The following is a 17,209-nucleotide window of genomic DNA, read 5'->3' on the forward strand; positions in this document are numbered from 1 at the left end:
TCAGCACGGCCTTAAAGCATGGATCACCATTCCTCCCGGCGTTGTTGATGCGTTACTGACTCAGGATGAACTGGCCGCCAGCGCCGAACGTTTTTCTTTTCTTGAGTTGGCGGTTAGCGAAAGTTTCCCTGGACTGAATCAGATTGATGAAAATCATCCTCTTGCCCGACTGTGTCAGCGCTTTCCGCTGGTATTGAGCGACTTTGGCTCCGGTGATGCTTCAACCAAAGCTGTTTTTGCCGGGCTTTTTAGCCGCGTGGTATTAGACCGAAACTTTGTGCAACGTCAGGCCAAATCGGCCTCGTTTGAGCCGTTTATGCGCGCTATCGTGAGTCAGATTCAGCCTTACTGTCGGGCGATTATGGTCTCCGGTGTTGATGATGACGCTCTTCGGCAGCGTCTGGAGGCCTATGGCTTCAGCGGTATGCTGGGAAGCCTGTGGCCGGTGGTGCCGGAATCGTCATTAATAACATTAGCGCAACAATAACCCTGCACTTCCTCGGGTGTTTAACGTACAGTAACCCAATACACTACGGACAGGAGGAACCATGAACCTGTCATTTAACACCTGCTGGCGCGATGAGCTGCCAGGATTTTACAGTGCGCTGCAGCCCACACCGTTGCACAATGCCCGCGTCGTCTGGCATAACGCGCCGCTGGCCAATGAATTAGCTATTCCTGCGGCGCTTTTTACTCCCGAACGCGGTGCTGGGGTGTGGGGCGGTGAGAGTCTGCTGCCGGGTATGTCGCCGCTGGCGCAGGTCTACAGCGGACATCAGTTCGGCGTATGGGCCGGCCAATTGGGCGATGGTCGCGGTATTTTGCTGGGCGAACAGCAGTTGGAAAACGGCAAAACGGTCGACTGGCATCTCAAAGGTGCCGGACTGACGCCGTATTCGCGGATGGGGGATGGCCGCGCGGTGCTGCGCTCCACGCTGCGCGAAAGCCTGGCCTCAGAGGCGATGCATTATCTGGGTATTCCCGGAACCCGTGCGCTGTCGATTGTCGCCAGCGATACGCCCATTCAACGCGAAACCGTCGAGTCTGGCGCGATGCTGATGCGCATCGCTGAGAGCCATATCCGTTTCGGCCATTTCGAGCATTTCTACTATCGCCGGGATATGGACAATGTCCGTAAGCTGGCGGACTACGCAATACGCCATCACTGGCCGCATCTGCAGGAGCAGCCAGAACGCTACGCGCTGTGGTTCCATGATGTGGTCACGCGTACGGCGCAGATGATTGCCCGCTGGCAAACGGTTGGATTTGCGCATGGCGTGATGAACACCGATAACATGTCGATTCTCGGGTTGACGCTTGATTACGGCCCCTTTGGCTTCCTTGATGACTATCAGCCGGACTTTATTTGTAACCATTCTGACCATCAGGGACGTTACCGCTTTGATAATCAGCCGGCCGTAGGTCTGTGGAATTTACAGTGTCTGGCACAGTCGTTGTCAGCACTGATTGATGTGGATGCGCTCAATGCGGCGCTGGATACTTACCAGCAGACGCTGTTTCGTGAGTACGGCCAGCGGATGCGTAAGAAGCTGGGGCTGTTTAGCGAAGAACAGGGCGATAATGATTTGCTGAACGCTCTGTATGCGCTGATGAAACGTGAGGGTAGCGATTACACTCTAACGTTCCGTTTGCTGAGTGAAACCGAGCAGCATAATGCGGCGTCGCCGCTGCGTGATGAATTTATCGATCGGGCGGCTTTTGATAGTTGGTTTACGCAGTATCGCACGCGTTTGCAGCAAGAACAGATTGATGATGCTGTGCGCCAGCGCGAGATGAAGCTCGCCAACCCGGCAATGGTATTACGCAACTGGCTGGCACAGCGGGCGATTGAACAAGCGGAGCAAGGCGACTATCAGGAGCTCCACCGTTTGCATGAAGCGCTGCGTTCCCCGTGGAACGATCGTCACGACGACTATGGCCGCCGTCCACCGGACTGGGGTAAACACCTTGAAGTGAGCTGTTCCAGCTAAGTGACTCTCTGCTGCACTGCCTCCGCGCGGTGCAGCTATTTCGTTAAAATGAGTTTTCCTGCCTGTGTTTGCCGCAGCAAATATTGCTGCTCACCGTGTTCAATAATCACTCGGCCTTCTTTGCCTAACAACGTCTGGCTGTCGATCCGTCGATCGCTGGAGAGAGGGCGAGGGGTATTATCCTTTTGAGGCTCTATTTCTGCGCAGGTATCCATTAGCGGCACATTCATAATGAAAATCAATGTAACAATGATAACCATTATCAATATTCAATGAATTAACCGCAAGTTTTATTTCGTCATATCAATGGGGATACTACAGTGCCCGCCGGTGTGCGGCGGGCGGGGATGTTACAGGCGGGTGGCGACGGCCGCGGCCAGTTTTTCCAGCAGCAGCTCGGTATCTTCCCAGCTCAGGCAAGGGTCGGTGATCGATTGACCGTAGGTGAGCGGTTGGTCGGCAACGATTTTCTGCGTTCCTTCACGCAGGAAACTTTCCGCCATGATCCCGGCAATGGCCGTTGAACCATTGCGGATTTGCTGGCAGATATCATCGCACACTTCCAACTGACGGCGGTGCTGCTTCTGGCAGTTGCCGTGGCTGAAGTCGACCACCAAATGCTCCGGTAGATCGAATTCGTGCAGCGTATCGCAGGCGGCAGCAATATCGTTGGCGTGATAGTTTGGCTTTTTGCCGCCGCGCATGATGATGTGGCCGTAAGGGTTGCCGCTGGTCTGGTAAATGGTCATCTGGCCATTTTTATCCGGCGACAGGAACATATGGCTGGCGCGGGAAGCGCGAATAGCGTCGACCGCAATGCGCGTATTGCCATCGGTACCGTTTTTAAAGCCAACCGGGCAAGAGAGCGCGGAAGCCATTTCACGGTGGATCTGACTTTCAGTCGTCCGCGCGCCGATAGCACCCCAGCTAATCAGATCGGCGATAAACTGACCGGTCACCATATCAAGAAACTCGGTAGCAGTCGGCACGCCCAGGGTGTTCACCTGCAGCAGCAGTTTACGCGCCTGCTCGATACCGTGGTTAACGCGGTAGCTGCCGTTGAGGTCCGGATCGGAGATTAAACCTTTCCAACCCACGACGGTGCGCGGCTTTTCAAAATAGGTGCGCATCACGATTTCCAGCTCGCCCTGGTGTTTTTCACGCAGCACCTGTAAACGGCGAGCATAATCAATGGCGGCATCTAAATCGTGGATAGAGCAGGGGCCAACAATCGCCAGCAGACGGTGATCTTCGCCGTTGAGGATCTTTTCAATCCGGCGGCGTGAAGCGGTAACGTGCGCCGCAACGTCCGGCGACACCGGGTGACGCTCGGCAAGTTCAGCAGGCGTAATCAGGCTCTCAATTCGAGCGGTACGCAATTCATCGGTCTTATTCATGGGGATCTCAGAAATTTGTTGCTTCGTCAGCCAAAATGCTGGGAAGTGATGCACATCACGATAAACCAATCTCCGCTGAATTCAAGCGCGGAGCGTAATGTGCGCTCAATCACACTGCTATGATAAACAAATTCGATGCATTGTACTAGTGTATTAGTACATTCTGCGGCTGAGTCCCATTATATCCATGATTTTAGTGGCAATTTCTTCTACTGAATAATTGGTGCTGTTGATCCACGGTATTTGATTGCGACGGTACAGGGCTTCAACTTCCGCGACTTCCATCCGGCACTGGCGCATGGAGGCGTAGCGACTGTTCTCACGTCGCTCTTCGCGGATAGCGGCCAAGCGCTCGGCGTTGATCGTGAGGCCAAACAGCTTATGTTGCAGCGGTTTTAGCGACGCGGGCAGGACGAGGTTATCCATATCGTCGGCAATGAACGGGTAGTTGGCGGCTCGAATCCCAAACTGCATCGCCAGATAGAGACTGGTGGGGGTTTTTCCACAGCGCGAGACGCCAAGCAAAATCACCTGCGCCTGATCGAGATTGCGCAGCGAAATGCCATCATCGTGCGCCAGGGTGTAATCAATCGCGGCGATTCGCGCGTCGTACTTGGTAAGGTTTCCGGGCGTTAGGCCATGGGTACGATGGGCAATTGGGGTGGGATCCAGCTTTAACTCTTCCTGCAATGGCGCGACCAGCGCCTGAACGATGTCCTGACAAAACCCTTCACATTGCAGAATAATGTCACGAATTTCGGGAATAACGATGGAATAGAAGACTAATGGTCGCACGCCGGTTTGCTGGTAAATGGCGTCGATTTGTTCTTTCACCGCCTTCGCCCGGCTTTCACTTTCAATAAACGGCAGGGTGATACTGTTTATCGCCACCGGGAATTGTGACATCACCGCATGGCCGAGAACTTCCGCCGTAATGGCGGTGCCATCGGAAATATAAAATACCTGACGATCGACTGCGTTTTCCATTTTGCCTTTCCCCGTTAATTGCCTGAAAGCGTAAATTAAATTTAAACACAACCTGCCGATGTTTGTCCTTAAAATAAAAATGAAATGGTATTTTTATTTTTAATGAAATGCCCATTTCATTTTTCATTCATCATCAATAGACCGTCGGTTATTGTGGCTTTTTAGACTAATCAGTAGGTTATGAATTAACGGGAATCAATCCTAAAAAGTAAAAAAATAATTTGCTTACTCGATTCACCGTTTTTTTCAGCAGTTTAAATATGCGAGGATATTTTAAGTAGTCAGTCGTTACTTATCACTGCTTCTTTAATCAAAAAAGGATTGTCTCGATGTCCAACAATGGCTCGTCACCGCTGGTGCTTTGGTACAACCAACTCGGCATGAATGATGTAGACAGAGTTGGAGGCAAAAATGCCTCCTTGGGTGAAATGATTACGAATCTGTCCGGGATGGGTGTTTCTGTGCCCAACGGATTTGCCACCACTGCCGATGCGTTTAATCAGTTTCTCGACCAGAGCGGCGTGAACCAGCAGATTTATCAACTGTTGGATGACACCGATATTGACGACGTAACCGCCCTGGCAAAAGCCGGCGCGCAGATCCGCCAGTGGATCATCGACACTCCTTTCCAGAGCGAGCTGGAACAGGCTATTCACGACGCTTATAACCAGCTGGCTGCGGATAATGCCAACGCCTCTTTTGCCGTGCGCTCCTCCGCCACGGCGGAAGATATGCCGGATGCGTCGTTCGCCGGTCAACAGGAAACCTTCCTCAACGTGCACGGCTTTGATGCGGTGCTGGTGGCGGTGAAGCACGTATTCGCTTCGCTGTTTAACGACCGCGCGATTTCCTACCGTGTACACCAGGGCTATGACCACCGCGGCGTGGCGCTCTCGGCTGGCGTGCAGCTGATGGTGCGCTCCGACCTGGCGTCTTCCGGCGTGATGTTCTCCATCGATACGGAATCCGGCTTCGACCAGGTCGTCTTTATTACTTCCGCATGGGGTCTGGGCGAGATGGTGGTGCAAGGTGCGGTGAACCCGGATGAGTTCTACGTGCATAAACCAACGCTGGCGGCCAATCGCCCGGCTATCGTGCGCCGTACCATGGGCTCGAAGAAGATCCGTATGGTTTACGCACCAACGCAGGAGCACGGCAAACAGGTACGTATTGAAGACGTGCCGCAGGAACAGCGCGATATCTTCTCGTTGACCAACGAAGAAGTGCAGGAGCTGGCGAAGCAGGCCGTACAGATTGAAAAACACTACGGTCGTCCAATGGACATCGAGTGGGCGAAAGATGGGCATACCGGAAAACTGTTCATCGTTCAGGCGCGTCCAGAGACCGTGCGGTCTCGCGGACAGGTGATGGAGCGTTACACCCTGCATTCACAGGGGCGTATTGTTTCCGAAGGCCGTGCCATCGGCCATCGTATCGGTGCGGGTAGCGTGAAGGTGATTCACGATATCAGCGAGATGAACCGCATCCAACCCGGCGACGTTCTGGTTACCGACATGACCGACCCGGATTGGGAACCGATCATGAAAAAAGCGGCGGCGATTGTGACCAACCGCGGCGGCCGTACCTGTCATGCAGCGATTATCGCTCGTGAGTTGGGGATCCCTGCGGTTGTGGGCTGCGGCGATGCGACTGAACGCATGAAGGACGACGAGAAAGTGACCGTTTCCTGTGCCGAAGGCGATACAGGTTACGTTTATGCTGATCTGCTGGACTTTAGCGTCAACAGCTCCAGCGTCGACACCATGCCAGATCTGCCGCTGAAAATTATGATGAACGTCGGCAACCCGGATCGTGCGTTTGACTTCGCCTGTCTGCCAAACGAAGGCGTAGGCCTGGCGCGTCTGGAGTTCATCATCAACCGCATGATTGGTGTGCACCCGCGTGCGCTGCTGGAGTTTGATGACCAGGAGCCGAAGCTGCAAAACGAAATCCGCGAGATGATGAAAGGGTTTGACTCGCCGAAAGAGTTTTACGTTGGCCGTTTGACCGAAGGGATTGCGACGCTGGGTGCGGCATTCTATCCGAAGCGCGTGATTGTGCGCCTGTCTGACTTTAAATCGAACGAATACGCTAACCTTGTGGGCGGTGAACGCTACGAGCCGGAAGAAGAGAACCCAATGCTCGGCTTCCGCGGCGCCGGTCGTTATGTCTCAGACAGCTTCCGCGACTGCTTTGCGCTGGAGTGCGATGCGGTGAAACGGGTACGCAACGACATGGGGCTGACCAACGTTGAGATCATGGTTCCGTTCGTGCGTACCGTCGATCAGGCGAAAGCGGTGGTAGATGAGCTGGCGCGTCAGGGGCTGAAACGTGGAGAAAACGGTCTTAAAATCATTATGATGTGTGAGATCCCGTCCAACGCCTTGCTGGCCGAGCAATTCCTCGAACACTTCGATGGTTTCTCTATTGGCTCAAACGACATGACGCAGTTGGCGCTGGGTCTTGACCGTGATTCAGGTGTGGTTTCCGCACTGTTCGATGAGCGTAACGATGCGGTCAAAGCGCTGCTGTCGATGGCTATTCGCGCGGCGAAGAAGCAGGGTAAATATGTCGGTATTTGTGGTCAGGGGCCATCAGACCACGAAGATTTCGCCGCCTGGCTGATGGAAGAAGGGATCGACAGCCTGTCGTTGAACCCGGATACCGTGGTGCAGACCTGGCTGGGCTTGGCTGAACTGAAAAAATAACGCGTTATCGTGTAAAAATCCCGGGCCTTGCGTCCGGGATTTTTTTATCCCCGGGAGTTGCTGCCGATCACACTCCGTGAAGAAAACCAAAAATCATAAATCTACAGGCAATTCTGACAATTGTTCCCCGTCCGTCACTTCTGAATACTGATTCACAACTGTTAATACCGTGCGCTTACCCGTCATCACGCTGAATGATTGCGGGTATTGATCAGCAACTCAGGAGAACGGCTATGACCCCGATTTATAAAGACCCGCAACGCTCGATTAAGGAACGCGTCGATGACTTATTGTCACGCATGACGCCCGAGGAAAAGTATGCCCAGATGCACGCCTGGTGGCTGGTGCTGTCGGAAGATGGTCAGCATCGAGAAAGAACCGATATGAGCGATGAGTTTGCGGGCGTCAGTGAACAAACTTCGCTGAGCGAGCGCCTGAAACTTGGCGTTGGGCAAATCACCCGTCCGCTGGGCACCCATATCGTTGATGCGAAAACCGGCGTCCGTGCGGCCAACCGTCTGCAAAAAATGATGATGGAAGAGACGCGGCTGGGGATCCCGGCGCTGTTTCACGAAGAGTGTTTGGTTGGCCTGCTGTGTAAAGAGGCAACGCTGTTTCCTTCATCGCTGAACTACGGTTCGACCTGGGACCCTGAGCTGGTGAAACGTGCGGCACAGCAGATTGGCGAAGAGGCGCGTTCAACCGGCTGCAAGCAGGGGTTAGCACCGGTGCTGGATGTCTCTCGCGATGTGCGCTGGGGACGTACCGAAGAGACCTTCGGCGAAGACCCATGGCTGGTGGGCGTGATGGCCTGCGCCTATGTTGAAGGGTTACAAGGCGAAAAACGTGACGTACTGGCAACGCTTAAGCATTACGTCGGCCACTCGTTTAGCGAAGGGGCGCGCAACCATGCGCCGGTGCACTTAGGTTTTCGCGAACTGAACGATACCTTCCTGCTGCCGTTTGAAATGGCGGTGAAGCAGGCTAATGCCGGCTCAGTGATGCCGGCCTATCACGATATCGACAATCAGCCGGGGCACAGCGACAGTTTCCTGCTGACCACGGTGCTGCGTGAACGCTGGGGCTTCGAAGGTATTGTGGTGGCTGACTATGGCGGCGTGAGTTTACTGCATCAGCATCATGGGGTGGCGCAGGATGCGGCAGAGTCCGCCGCGCTGGCGTTTAATGCCGGTCTGGACGTTGAGCTACCGAAAGATGACTGCGCCCGCCATCTGGCGGAGGCGGTTGAACGCGGGCTGATAACACCGGCAAAAATTGATGAGATTGTGGCCCGCACGCTCACCGAGAAATTCCGCCTCGGCCTGTTTGAACATCCTTATACCGATGAGAATGCGATTTCGTTGCAGTCTGAGGCTACGCGGGAGGTGGCAAGAGAAGTCGCGACCCGATCTATTACGCTGCTGGAAAACCGCGAGGCGCTGCCGCTGACCGGTAAACCGCGCGTGGCGGTAGTAGGCCCAACGGCGGATGATCCGCTGGCGCTGTTAAGCGGCTATAGCTTCCCGGTGCATCTGATTATCAGCGATATGGTGGAGAAAACCTCGCAGGTGACCACGCCGCTGATGGCGCTGCGTCACTATCTGGGGGAGAAGCAGATTCGCTATGCCAAGGGCTGTCATATTATCGAACAACGGATGGCAGGAGCGCCGGTTTTCCCTGGCGATAGCTCGGGTAAACCGATGCAGTCTTCGCCGGTGTCTGTGGATCTCAGCCTGATACCCGAGGCGGTGCGCGCCGCGCAGGAGAGCGATGTGGTCATCGCCTGCGTGGGTGATTTGGCGGGGTTGTTCCAGAGCGGGACGGTGGGTGAAGGTTCCGATACCGATAGCCTGAATTTACCGGGCGTGCAGCAACAGTTGCTGCAGGCGCTGGTGGATACCGGCAAACCGGTAGTGGTGGTGATGACCGGTGGTCGTCCTTATAACCTGCAGGGGCTGGAGGCGAAAGTGGCGGCGCTGATGCTTGCCTGGGCACCTGGGCAGGAAGGCGGTTGGGCGATAGCCGACGTGTTGACCGGCCGCGCTGAACCGCAGGGGCGTCTGGTGGTTAGCGTGCCGAAAAGCGCCGGAGCGATGCCTTTCTACTATAACCACAAGCTAAAAAGCGGCGGCACGCCGTTTGCTTTCCATTTCGGCGCACTGTATCCCTTTGGTTTCGGTAAAGGTTGGGGGGAGTTTCGCTATGGCGAACCGCAGTTGGCACACAGCCAGGTGGCGATTGACGGTGATATCACCTTGCGTATTCCGGTGAGAAACATCGGTGAACGCAGCGGCAGCGATGTGGTGCAAATTTATGTCCGCGATAAAGTTGCCTCTATGGTGCGTCCGCTTCAGGAGCTGAAAGCCTTCCAACGCGTGACGTTGTCACCGGGAGAGCAGACAACGCTGACCGTGACGCTGCCGGTGGATATGCTGAACTTTACCAGCTATGAGGGGCAACGCATTGTTGAACCGGGGGAGTTTGAGCTGCAGATCGGCAGTTCATCGGCAGACATTCACCACCGTGTGACGGTACGGGTTAACGGTGAACCCCGCGTGCTGCCGTCCAATTGGCGAATGATGAGCCGCTGTGACATCGGGTGATATTGTCCACTCGCTTCCGGCACTGGCGTGCCGGAAATTGCCGTGCGTTAGATAAAAAAAAGGCCCATCGTGGGAGATGGGCAAAGACTACACACAGCAATTCGTTGTTTCACTCAGGGGATATATAAATCAATGGGTTGATCTATTACCTTGGAGGTTATAGTAGGCATACGCATTTTTTGCGTCGATCGGATTCCTCTCAATAGTTAAATAAATGTGAATATTTTCCGAGGCATGTCGCGAATAACAGGTGTTTTTGGTGGGGTTTGGCGAGGAATTGGTCAACTTTTCTTAAGTGAAAGGCGGGTTTCCCCGCCTTTTTTATCTTACTGTTTTGGATAGTGATTCTGCTCAAGCTCCGCCAGCTCTTCCAAAACCTGCTCCGGATCGGATGACGGCGGCGGTACTTCATGCAACCAGGCATCAAACAGGCGCCAGGATACGGCTAATAGCACTGGGCCAATAAACAGACCAATCATGCCGAAAGCGACCAGACCACCGATAACGCCGGAAAGGATTAGAATCATTGGCAGGTCGGCGCCCATGCGAATCAGCACCGGACGGATGACGTTATCCATGGTTCCGACCACGCAGCTCCATACCAACAGCACGGTGCCCCAGGTGGTATCGCCTGTCCAATATAGCCAGATAATGCAGGGTACCAGCACGATCAATGGCCCCAGTTGCACCAGGCAGGAAAAAATCATCACTACGGTGAACAGCGTGGCGTAAGGCACGCCGGAGATAGCCAACCCAATACCGCCCAGCACGGCCTGTACCAGCGCGGTGACGACCACACCCAGCGCAACGGCGCGGATAGCCTGGCCCGCCAGCAGAACGGCAGCGTCGCCGCGCTTGGCCGCCAGACGGGTGGCGAAGTAGCGCATACCGAAGGCCACTTTCTCACCTTGCCAGTACAGCAGGGCGCTGAACAACAGCATCAGGCCGCTGTGTAGCAGGAAGCGGCCGACATGGGCGGCCTGGCCAACAAACCAGGTGGTGGTGGTGCCGAGATAAGGACGAATTTTGGCCATCAGCGCGCTGCCGCCCATATCGAGCAGGCTGTGCCAGCCGCTGTACATTTTAGCGCCAATAAACGGAATGCTGTTTAACCAAGCAAAATCGGGCGGCGTCAGCGTGCCGCTGGTAATGGCATGAATGAGCGGCGAGCTGGTGTCCACCAGGCTATTCACCAGCAGAGCGATGGGAATGACGAACAGTAAAAAGAGCAGCAGCGTCATCACGAGCACGGCCAGAGCACGGCGGCCAAACAGAAGGCGCTGGAGCCAAATCAGGACGGGCCAGGTCGCAATCACGATCGTTGATGCCCAGGCGAAGCCCAGAATAAACGGCTGAACAATCCATAAACAAGCGATGATCATCAGCGCGATAAACAGCACTGATAGCAGTATTTGCGGAATATCTCGTGGTTTAAGAACCGTGTTCATAAATAAGCTTTACCTTCAGTCACTCGAAAGGCCGCTGATGCGGCATAAATCCGTTCATTGACAATGATATCAATAAATTCCCGGCGCTGATTTTGCGGTAAAAACTACCGGGCGCATAAGGAAAAAATGTGATAAAACCATAACGGCACGACGCAAACGATTAAACATTTATACACACAGTATTTGCCGCCAACAGTATTGACGATAGCTGGTGATAGTGTGTGCGTACAACACAACATTCAGAAAGGGTCAAACGTAATGATCCCACAGATTTCCCAGGCGCCTGGCGAAGTACCGCTGGTGCTGAACTATTTGCAAGCACTGGAGCAACAAGGCTTTACCGGAGATACCGCAACGCGCTACGCCGACAGGCTGACGATGGCGACCGATAACAGCATCTACCAGCTTCTTCCCGATGCGGTAGTGTTCCCCCGTTCCACGGCTGACGTCGCACTGCTGTCCCGCATTGCGGCTGAAGAACGCTACCAATCCCTGGTCTTTACCCCGCGCGGCGGCGGCACCGGCACCAACGGACAGGCGCTGAATCAGGGCATCATCGTTGATATGTCCCGCTATATGAACCGCATTATTGAAATCAATCCTGAAGAGGGTTGGGTGCGGGTTGAAGCCGGCGTTATCAAAGATCAGCTCAACCAATATTTGAAACCCCACGGCTATTTCTTCGCGCCAGAGCTGTCGACCAGTAACCGTGCAACGCTGGGGGGCATGATCAACACCGACGCATCCGGCCAAGGGTCACTGGTGTACGGCAAAACGTCCGACCACGTCCTTGGCGTGCGTGCGGTGCTGCTCGGCGGTGATATTCTCGATACCCAGCCGGTGCCCGTGGCGCTTGCTGAAACGCTGGCAAAAGAGCAGTCGGCGGCAGGGCGAATCTACCGCACCGTATTTGAACGCTGCCGCGATAACCGTCAGCTGATTATTGATAAATTCCCCAAGCTGAACCGCTTCCTGACCGGCTACGATCTGCGTCACGTCTTCAACGACGCGATGACTGAATTTGACCTGACTCGCGTGCTGACCGGTTCGGAAGGGACGCTGGCGTTTATCACCGAAGCGCGTCTTGATATTACACCGCTGCCGAAAGTCCGCCGTCTGGTTAACATCAAGTACGACTCCTTTGATTCCGCGCTGCGTAACGCACCGTTTATGGTTGAAGCCCGCGCGCTCTCGGTTGAGACCGTTGACTCAAAAGTGCTGAACCTGGCGCGGGAAGATATTGTCTGGCACTCGGTTAATGAATTGATTACCGACGTTCCCGATAAAGAGATGCTTGGGTTAAACATCGTCGAATTTGCAGGCGATGATGAGACGCTGATTGAAAGCCAGGTGACGGCGCTATGCCAGCGTCTTGATGAGCTTATTGCGCAGCACGAGGGCGGGGTGATTGGCTGGCAGCGCTGCAATGAACTCGATGGTATCGAGCGTATTTATGCGATGCGCAAGAAAGCGGTCGGCCTGCTGGGCAATGCGAAAGGGGCGGCAAAGCCCATTCCGTTTGCGGAAGATACCTGCGTGCCGCCGGAGCATTTGGCGGACTATATCGTTGAGTTTCGCGCGCTGCTCGATAGCCATGGCCTGAGCTACGGTATGTTCGGCCACGTGGATGCGGGCGTGCTGCACGTTCGCCCGGCGCTGGATATGTGCGACCCGCAGCAGGAGATCTTGATGAAGCAGATTTCCGATGACGTGGTGGCGCTGACCGCCAAATACGGCGGCTTGCTGTGGGGCGAACACGGCAAAGGTTTCCGCGCCGAATACAGCCCTGCCTTCTTTGGTGAACAGCTTTACGCTGAACTGCGGAAAGTCAAAGCGGCATTCGACCCGGACAACCGCCTGAACCCGGGGAAAATTTGCCCGCCGGAAGGCGTGGATGCGCCAATGATGAAGGTGGATGCGGTGAAACGCGGCACCTACGACCGACAAATTCCGGTGACCGTGCGCTCGTCCTGGCGCGGGGCGATGGAGTGTAACGGTAACGGTTTGTGCTTCAACTTTGATGCCAAAAGCCCGATGTGTCCGTCGATGAAAATCACCAATAACCGCATGCACTCGCCGAAAGGCCGGGCAACGCTGGTGCGCGAGTGGCTGCGCCTGCTGGCCGATCGCGGTGTGGATCCGACGATGCTGGAAAAGGAGCTGCCGGAAAAACGTGCGAGCTTGCGTTCTTTGGTTGAACGGACGCGTAACAGTTGGCATGCCCGTAAAGGCGAATACGATTTCTCGCATGAAGTGAAAGAGGCGATGTCGGGCTGTCTGGCCTGTAAAGCCTGTTCCACGCAGTGCCCGATCAAAATTGATGTGCCGGAGTTTCGCTCCCGCTTCCTGCAGCTGTACCACACGCGCTATCTGCGCCCGGTTCGCGATCATCTGGTGGCGACGGTGGAAAGCTACGCGCCGTTGATGGCGCGCGCGCCTAAGACCTTCAACTTCTTTATGAGCCAGCCGCTGGTGCGCAAGCTGTCGGAAAAACACATCGGGATGGTGGATTTGCCGATGCTGTCGGTACCGTCGCTGCAAAAGCAGGTGGTGACGCATCGCTCGGCGAATATGACTCTTGAGCAACTGGAAGCGCTGGCGCCGGAGCAAAAAGCGCAAACCGTGCTGGTGGTGCAGGATCCGTTTACCAGCTACTACGATGCGCAAGTGGTGGCCGACTTTATTCGTCTCATTGATAAGTTGGGTTATCAGCCAGTGCTGTTGCCGTTCTCACCGAACGGCAAGGCGCAGCACATTAAAGGCTTCGTGACGCGCTTTACTAAAACCGCGCAGAAAACCTCAGAATACCTCAATCGGGTAGCGGCGTTGGGCATGCCAATGGTCGGCGTCGACCCGGCGCTGGTGCTGTGCTATCGCGATGAATACAAACAGGTATTGGGCGAAAAACGCGGTGATTTCAATGTGATGCTGGTGCACGAGTGGCTGCCTCAGGCGCTGGAGAACCATCAGAACGTGCTGCCCGCCGGAGAATCCTGGTATCTGTTCGGCCACTGTACGGAAGTGACCGCGCTGCCGGCGGCGCCGAAACAGTGGGCGGCGATCTTTGCGCGCTTTGGCGCTACGCTTGAGAACGTGAGCGTCGGCTGCTGCGGGATGGCCGGAACCTACGGCCACGAGGTGAAAAACCACGCCAACTCGTTAGGCATCTATGAATTGTCCTGGCATCAGGCAATGCAGCGACTGCCGCGTAACCGTTGTCTGGCCACGGGTTATTCCTGCCGTAGTCAGGTGAAACGCGTTGAGGGCAACGGGGTCCGCCATCCATTACAGGCTTTACTGGAGATTATCGGATGATCTGGAAACGACAAGCGACGCTGGAAGCCCTGAATGCGATGGGCGAAGGTAATATGGTAGGGCTGCTGGATATCCAGTTTGACCGTATCGGTGATGATTCCCTGGAGGCCACCATGCCGGTGGACCGGCGTACACATCAGCCATTTGGTCTGCTGCATGGTGGCGCGTCGGTCGTGCTGGCTGAGACCCTTGGTTCCGTTGCCGGCTATCTGTGCACCGAAGGTGAGGAGAAGGTGGTCGGCCTTGAAGTGAATGCCAATCACATTCGTTCTGCGCGCAGCGGGCGCGTTCGCGGCGTATGTAAAGCGTTGCACGCCGGGCGTCGCCACCAGGTTTGGCAGATAGAGATCTTTGATGAGCAGGGACGGTTATGCTGTTCCTCGCGGTTGACGACGGCCGTCGTCTAACCGCCATACGGTCGGGCTTATTCTTGTAGCCCGACCGTTCACCGCACAAATCTTAGTGCAGCGCATCCGGCGCAATATTCATGTTTTTCAGCACCGGTCCCATGATGTTGCCAAAGATAGGGGCCGCCACCGAGCCGCCAAAGTGGGTACCCGCCGTTGGGTTATTGACGACGACGACCAGCGCGACTTCAGGATGGCTCACCGGGGCTACGCCCGCGGTATAGTTCACGTAGCCGCCATCATATTTTCCGCTGTTGCCGAGCTTTTCTGCCGTACCGGTTTTCGTGGCCAGCCGATATCCTGGAACGGCTGCTCTGACGCCGCTCCCGCCGGGCAATACGTCGCTCTCCATCATTCGTACCACCGTTTTCACGATGTTCGGATCGGCGATCTGTTGCCCCATCACCGGCGGCGTGACTTTGGTTATTGAAAGCGGACGATAGATGCCGTATGAACCCATGGTGGCATACTCACGGGCAATTTGTAGCGGCGTCACGCGTAGACCGTAGCCGAAAGAGAAGGTGGCGCGTTCGATATCGGCCCACTGCTGGCGATGCAGTGGGAAATAGCCCACGCTTTCGCCACTCAGCCCGAGACCGGTTGGTTTACCGAGGCCGAACGCCCGGTAGGTGTCGACCAGCGCCTGCGCCGGCATCGCCAGCGCGATGTGGGAGACCCCGATATCGCTCGATTTCTGCAAAATCCCGGTCGGAGTCAGCTGTGGCCAGTGGCCGACGTCGCGGATCAAATGCCCATTTACGCTATACGGCGTGGTATTAAGCAGGGTGTCGGGTTGAATAATATGCCTCTCCAGCCCTTCAATGATCACCAGCGGTTTTACCGTTGAACCCGGTTCAAAACTGTCGTTAATGGCCACATCGCGCATCTGCGTTTGGGTGGCGTTATCAAAGTTGTTGGGGTTGTACGAAGGGTACGAGGCCATCGCGAGGATTTCGCCGGTATCAATTTTTACCAGTACCGCCGCGCCGGAGTCCGCTTTATTCAGCAACACGCCTTCGCGCAGTTTGCTGTACATGGTGTATTGGTCAAACTTATCAATGCTGAGCTGGACGGTAGGTGGCTGCTTTGGCGCATCGTAATCGAGTACGCTAATAATGCCGCCTGCGGCGTCCTTACGGTAAATCTCTTTGCCCGGCTCACCTTGTAAAATGTTGTCATAGCCTTTTTCTACGCCGTTCAGTCCGGTATTGTCGGCCCCCACAATACCGAGTAATGGGGCGGCGGCTTCACCCATTGGGTAGAAACGGCTGTCGTCGTAGACTTCGCTAATCCCTTTTATGTGCAAATTGGCGACATCTTTGGCGATACCGAGTTCCACTTTTCTATCGAGAAAAAGAAAGTGCCGGTGCGCATTCTGGTAAATTTTGTTGGCAATTTGCTCGGGAGTGGTATTGAGGGCCGCAGCCAAATATTGCCATTTCGGATCGCGAAAGTTAGGGCTGTCTTCGACAATTTTTACCGGATCGGCAATCACATCGCGGGAAGGTACGCTCATTGCCAGAGCTTCACCGTTGCGATCGACCAGCGTTCCCCGGTTTGTCGGCAGCTCGATGGTACGCAATGAGCGCTGATCCGCTTCACGAGCCAGCATGGGATGGTTGAGAAACTGGAGATCCGCAACGCGCACCAGCAAAACAGCAAGACAAAAAAGAATACCCACACAGAGTATTATGTAACGAGACGTAATAAATGAGTCTTTATTTTTCTGTTCTGTTGAATTTCTTTTCATTTGTAACATTAAACCACATGAATTTTTATTTTTTTATAATCAATGCCAGACGCGCATCGATTTAATAATGAGCGCAGTGAGATGATATAAATATCCATTTTACAGGTGAGCTAAAAAGACAGTCTACAGAAAATGTCATTGATAACAAATCATTAAGTTAACAGATTATTTCAATGCACAAGGCTTAAATTCGCAGAGGAAAATGAATCGCTTTGGCGAAAAAAAAGAGAAGATAGCGGCATAAAAACATCCGCGGCTGGTTTTCATTCATTGATGATATTGTGATTTTAGTTTTATGAAGGCGCGTGATCAGATTTATCCGTACTGAATTGATTATTTCTGCGCCGCCCACTTTTTCGCTATGCCGGTGAAGTTTGCTGCTCGCCGCGCCTTGAGGCTGTCGAAGGCGATGGCGATTTCGGCCATCATTCCTGCTTCATTTCGCGGGGGAAGAGTGACCGGCAAGCGGCATTTAGTACAATATTTTCCTCACGGATAACTACTTAAAATACGATGACTTGGCCCGCGTTTCGTCGGCGCACTTGCCGGATGCCACCGGGCGGGTGCTTGAAGTCAACACGCAATGCATATACTGTATATATG

11 protein-coding genes and 1 other RNA gene are annotated in these 17,209 nt (G+C 54.6%); 6 read left to right on the plus strand and 6 right to left on the minus strand.

What is annotated here, in order from left to right:
- Both KCR01S_RS22470 and selO read left to right on the plus strand, forming a co-directional pair.
- Nucleotides 1–487: EAL domain-containing protein (locus tag KCR01S_RS22470; RefSeq protein ID WP_061285138.1), on the plus strand; the 487-nt coding region annotated here is incomplete at its 5' end.
- A gap of 61 nt (nt 488–548) precedes the next feature.
- Nucleotides 549–1,991: a protein adenylyltransferase SelO gene (gene selO, locus KCR01S_RS22475; protein WP_061285139.1), complete on the plus strand. Its 1,443-nt coding sequence runs from the start codon at nt 549–551 to the stop codon at nt 1,989–1,991.
- A gap of 35 nt (nt 1,992–2,026) precedes the next feature.
- Here selO and hemP read toward each other — a convergent pair whose 3' ends face one another.
- The 3 genes from hemP to ppsR form a co-directional block, all read right to left on the minus strand.
- The gene (gene hemP / locus KCR01S_RS22480; protein ID WP_061285140.1) at nt 2,027–2,251 is read right to left on the minus strand and encodes a hemin uptake protein HemP; all 225 of its coding nucleotides are present in this window, start codon (nt 2,249–2,251) and stop codon (nt 2,027–2,029) included.
- Between the two features lie 90 nt (nt 2,252–2,341).
- Nucleotides 2,342–3,388: a 3-deoxy-7-phosphoheptulonate synthase AroH gene (gene aroH / locus KCR01S_RS22485; protein WP_061285141.1), complete on the minus strand. Its 1,047-nt coding sequence runs from the start codon at nt 3,386–3,388 to the stop codon at nt 2,342–2,344.
- A gap of 153 nt (nt 3,389–3,541) precedes the next feature.
- Nucleotides 3,542–4,375 carry a posphoenolpyruvate synthetase regulatory kinase/phosphorylase PpsR gene (gene ppsR / locus KCR01S_RS22490; protein WP_061285142.1) on the minus strand — a complete coding sequence of 278 codons (834 nt, stop codon included), beginning with the start codon at nt 4,373–4,375 and terminating at the stop codon, nt 3,542–3,544.
- Nucleotides 4,376–4,704: 329 nt separating this feature from the next.
- Here ppsR and ppsA point away from each other — a divergent pair, with 329 nt between their 5' ends.
- Nucleotides 4,705–7,083: a phosphoenolpyruvate synthase gene (ppsA, locus tag KCR01S_RS22495; protein ID WP_061285143.1), complete on the plus strand. Its 2,379-nt coding sequence runs from the start codon at nt 4,705–4,707 to the stop codon at nt 7,081–7,083.
- A gap of 233 nt (nt 7,084–7,316) precedes the next feature.
- Nucleotides 7,317–9,686 (plus strand): glycoside hydrolase family 3 N-terminal domain-containing protein, encoded by a 2,370-nt coding sequence (locus KCR01S_RS22500; RefSeq protein WP_061285144.1) that lies wholly within the window; start codon nt 7,317–7,319, stop codon nt 9,684–9,686.
- Between the two features lie 52 nt (nt 9,687–9,738).
- On the opposite strand, the gene rprA is transcribed toward KCR01S_RS22500, so the two are convergent.
- Nucleotides 9,739–9,838, minus strand: an RNA gene (gene rprA, locus KCR01S_RS22505) — antisense sRNA RprA.
- A 174-nt stretch (nt 9,839–10,012) separates the two neighbouring features.
- Nucleotides 10,013–11,134, minus strand: a complete 1,122-nt coding sequence (gene ydiK, locus KCR01S_RS22510; protein WP_061285145.1) for an AI-2E family transporter YdiK — start codon at nt 11,132–11,134, stop codon at nt 10,013–10,015.
- A gap of 258 nt (nt 11,135–11,392) precedes the next feature.
- Here ydiK and ydiJ point away from each other — a divergent pair, with 258 nt between their 5' ends.
- On the plus strand, nt 11,393–14,449 hold the full coding sequence (gene ydiJ / locus KCR01S_RS22515) for a D-2-hydroxyglutarate dehydrogenase YdiJ (protein WP_061285146.1): 3,057 nt from the start codon (nt 11,393–11,395) through the stop codon (nt 14,447–14,449).
- A complete protein-coding gene (gene menI / locus KCR01S_RS22520) occupies nt 14,446–14,856 on the plus strand; it encodes a 1,4-dihydroxy-2-naphthoyl-CoA hydrolase (RefSeq protein WP_061285147.1) in 411 nt (136 codons plus the stop codon). Before ydiJ ends, menI begins: the two co-directional genes overlap by 4 nt.
- A 52-nt stretch (nt 14,857–14,908) precedes the next feature.
- On the opposite strand, the gene KCR01S_RS22525 is transcribed toward menI, so the two are convergent.
- Nucleotides 14,909–16,615, minus strand: a complete 1,707-nt coding sequence (locus KCR01S_RS22525) for a penicillin-binding transpeptidase domain-containing protein (protein WP_061285148.1) — start codon at nt 16,613–16,615, stop codon at nt 14,909–14,911.
- Nucleotides 16,616–17,209 lie beyond the last annotated feature (594 nt).

The sequence above is a fragment of the Kluyvera cryocrescens NBRC 102467 genome (assembly GCF_001571285.1).
Lineage (GTDB): Bacteria > Pseudomonadota > Gammaproteobacteria > Enterobacterales > Enterobacteriaceae > Kluyvera > Kluyvera cryocrescens.

Bases quoted from the DNA above. Each gene is read 5' to 3' on its own strand.
- selO (WP_061285139.1), top strand. From the start codon at position 549: ATGAACCTGTCATTTAACACCTGCTGGCGCGATGAGCTGCCAGGATTT.
- hemP (WP_061285140.1), bottom strand. From the start codon at position 2,251: ATGGTTATCATTGTTACATTGATTTTCATTATGAATGTGCCGCTAATG.
- aroH (WP_061285141.1), bottom strand. From the start codon at position 3,388: ATGAATAAGACCGATGAATTGCGTACCGCTCGAATTGAGAGCCTGATT.
- ppsR (WP_061285142.1), bottom strand. From the start codon at position 4,375: ATGGAAAACGCAGTCGATCGTCAGGTATTTTATATTTCCGATGGCACC.
- ppsA (WP_061285143.1), top strand. From the start codon at position 4,705: ATGTCCAACAATGGCTCGTCACCGCTGGTGCTTTGGTACAACCAACTC.
- KCR01S_RS22500 (WP_061285144.1), top strand. From the start codon at position 7,317: ATGACCCCGATTTATAAAGACCCGCAACGCTCGATTAAGGAACGCGTC.
- ydiK (WP_061285145.1), bottom strand. From the start codon at position 11,134: ATGAACACGGTTCTTAAACCACGAGATATTCCGCAAATACTGCTATCA.
- ydiJ (WP_061285146.1), top strand. From the start codon at position 11,393: ATGATCCCACAGATTTCCCAGGCGCCTGGCGAAGTACCGCTGGTGCTG.
- menI (WP_061285147.1), top strand. From the start codon at position 14,446: ATGATCTGGAAACGACAAGCGACGCTGGAAGCCCTGAATGCGATGGGC.
- KCR01S_RS22525 (WP_061285148.1), bottom strand. From the start codon at position 16,615: ATGTTACAAATGAAAAGAAATTCAACAGAACAGAAAAATAAAGACTCA.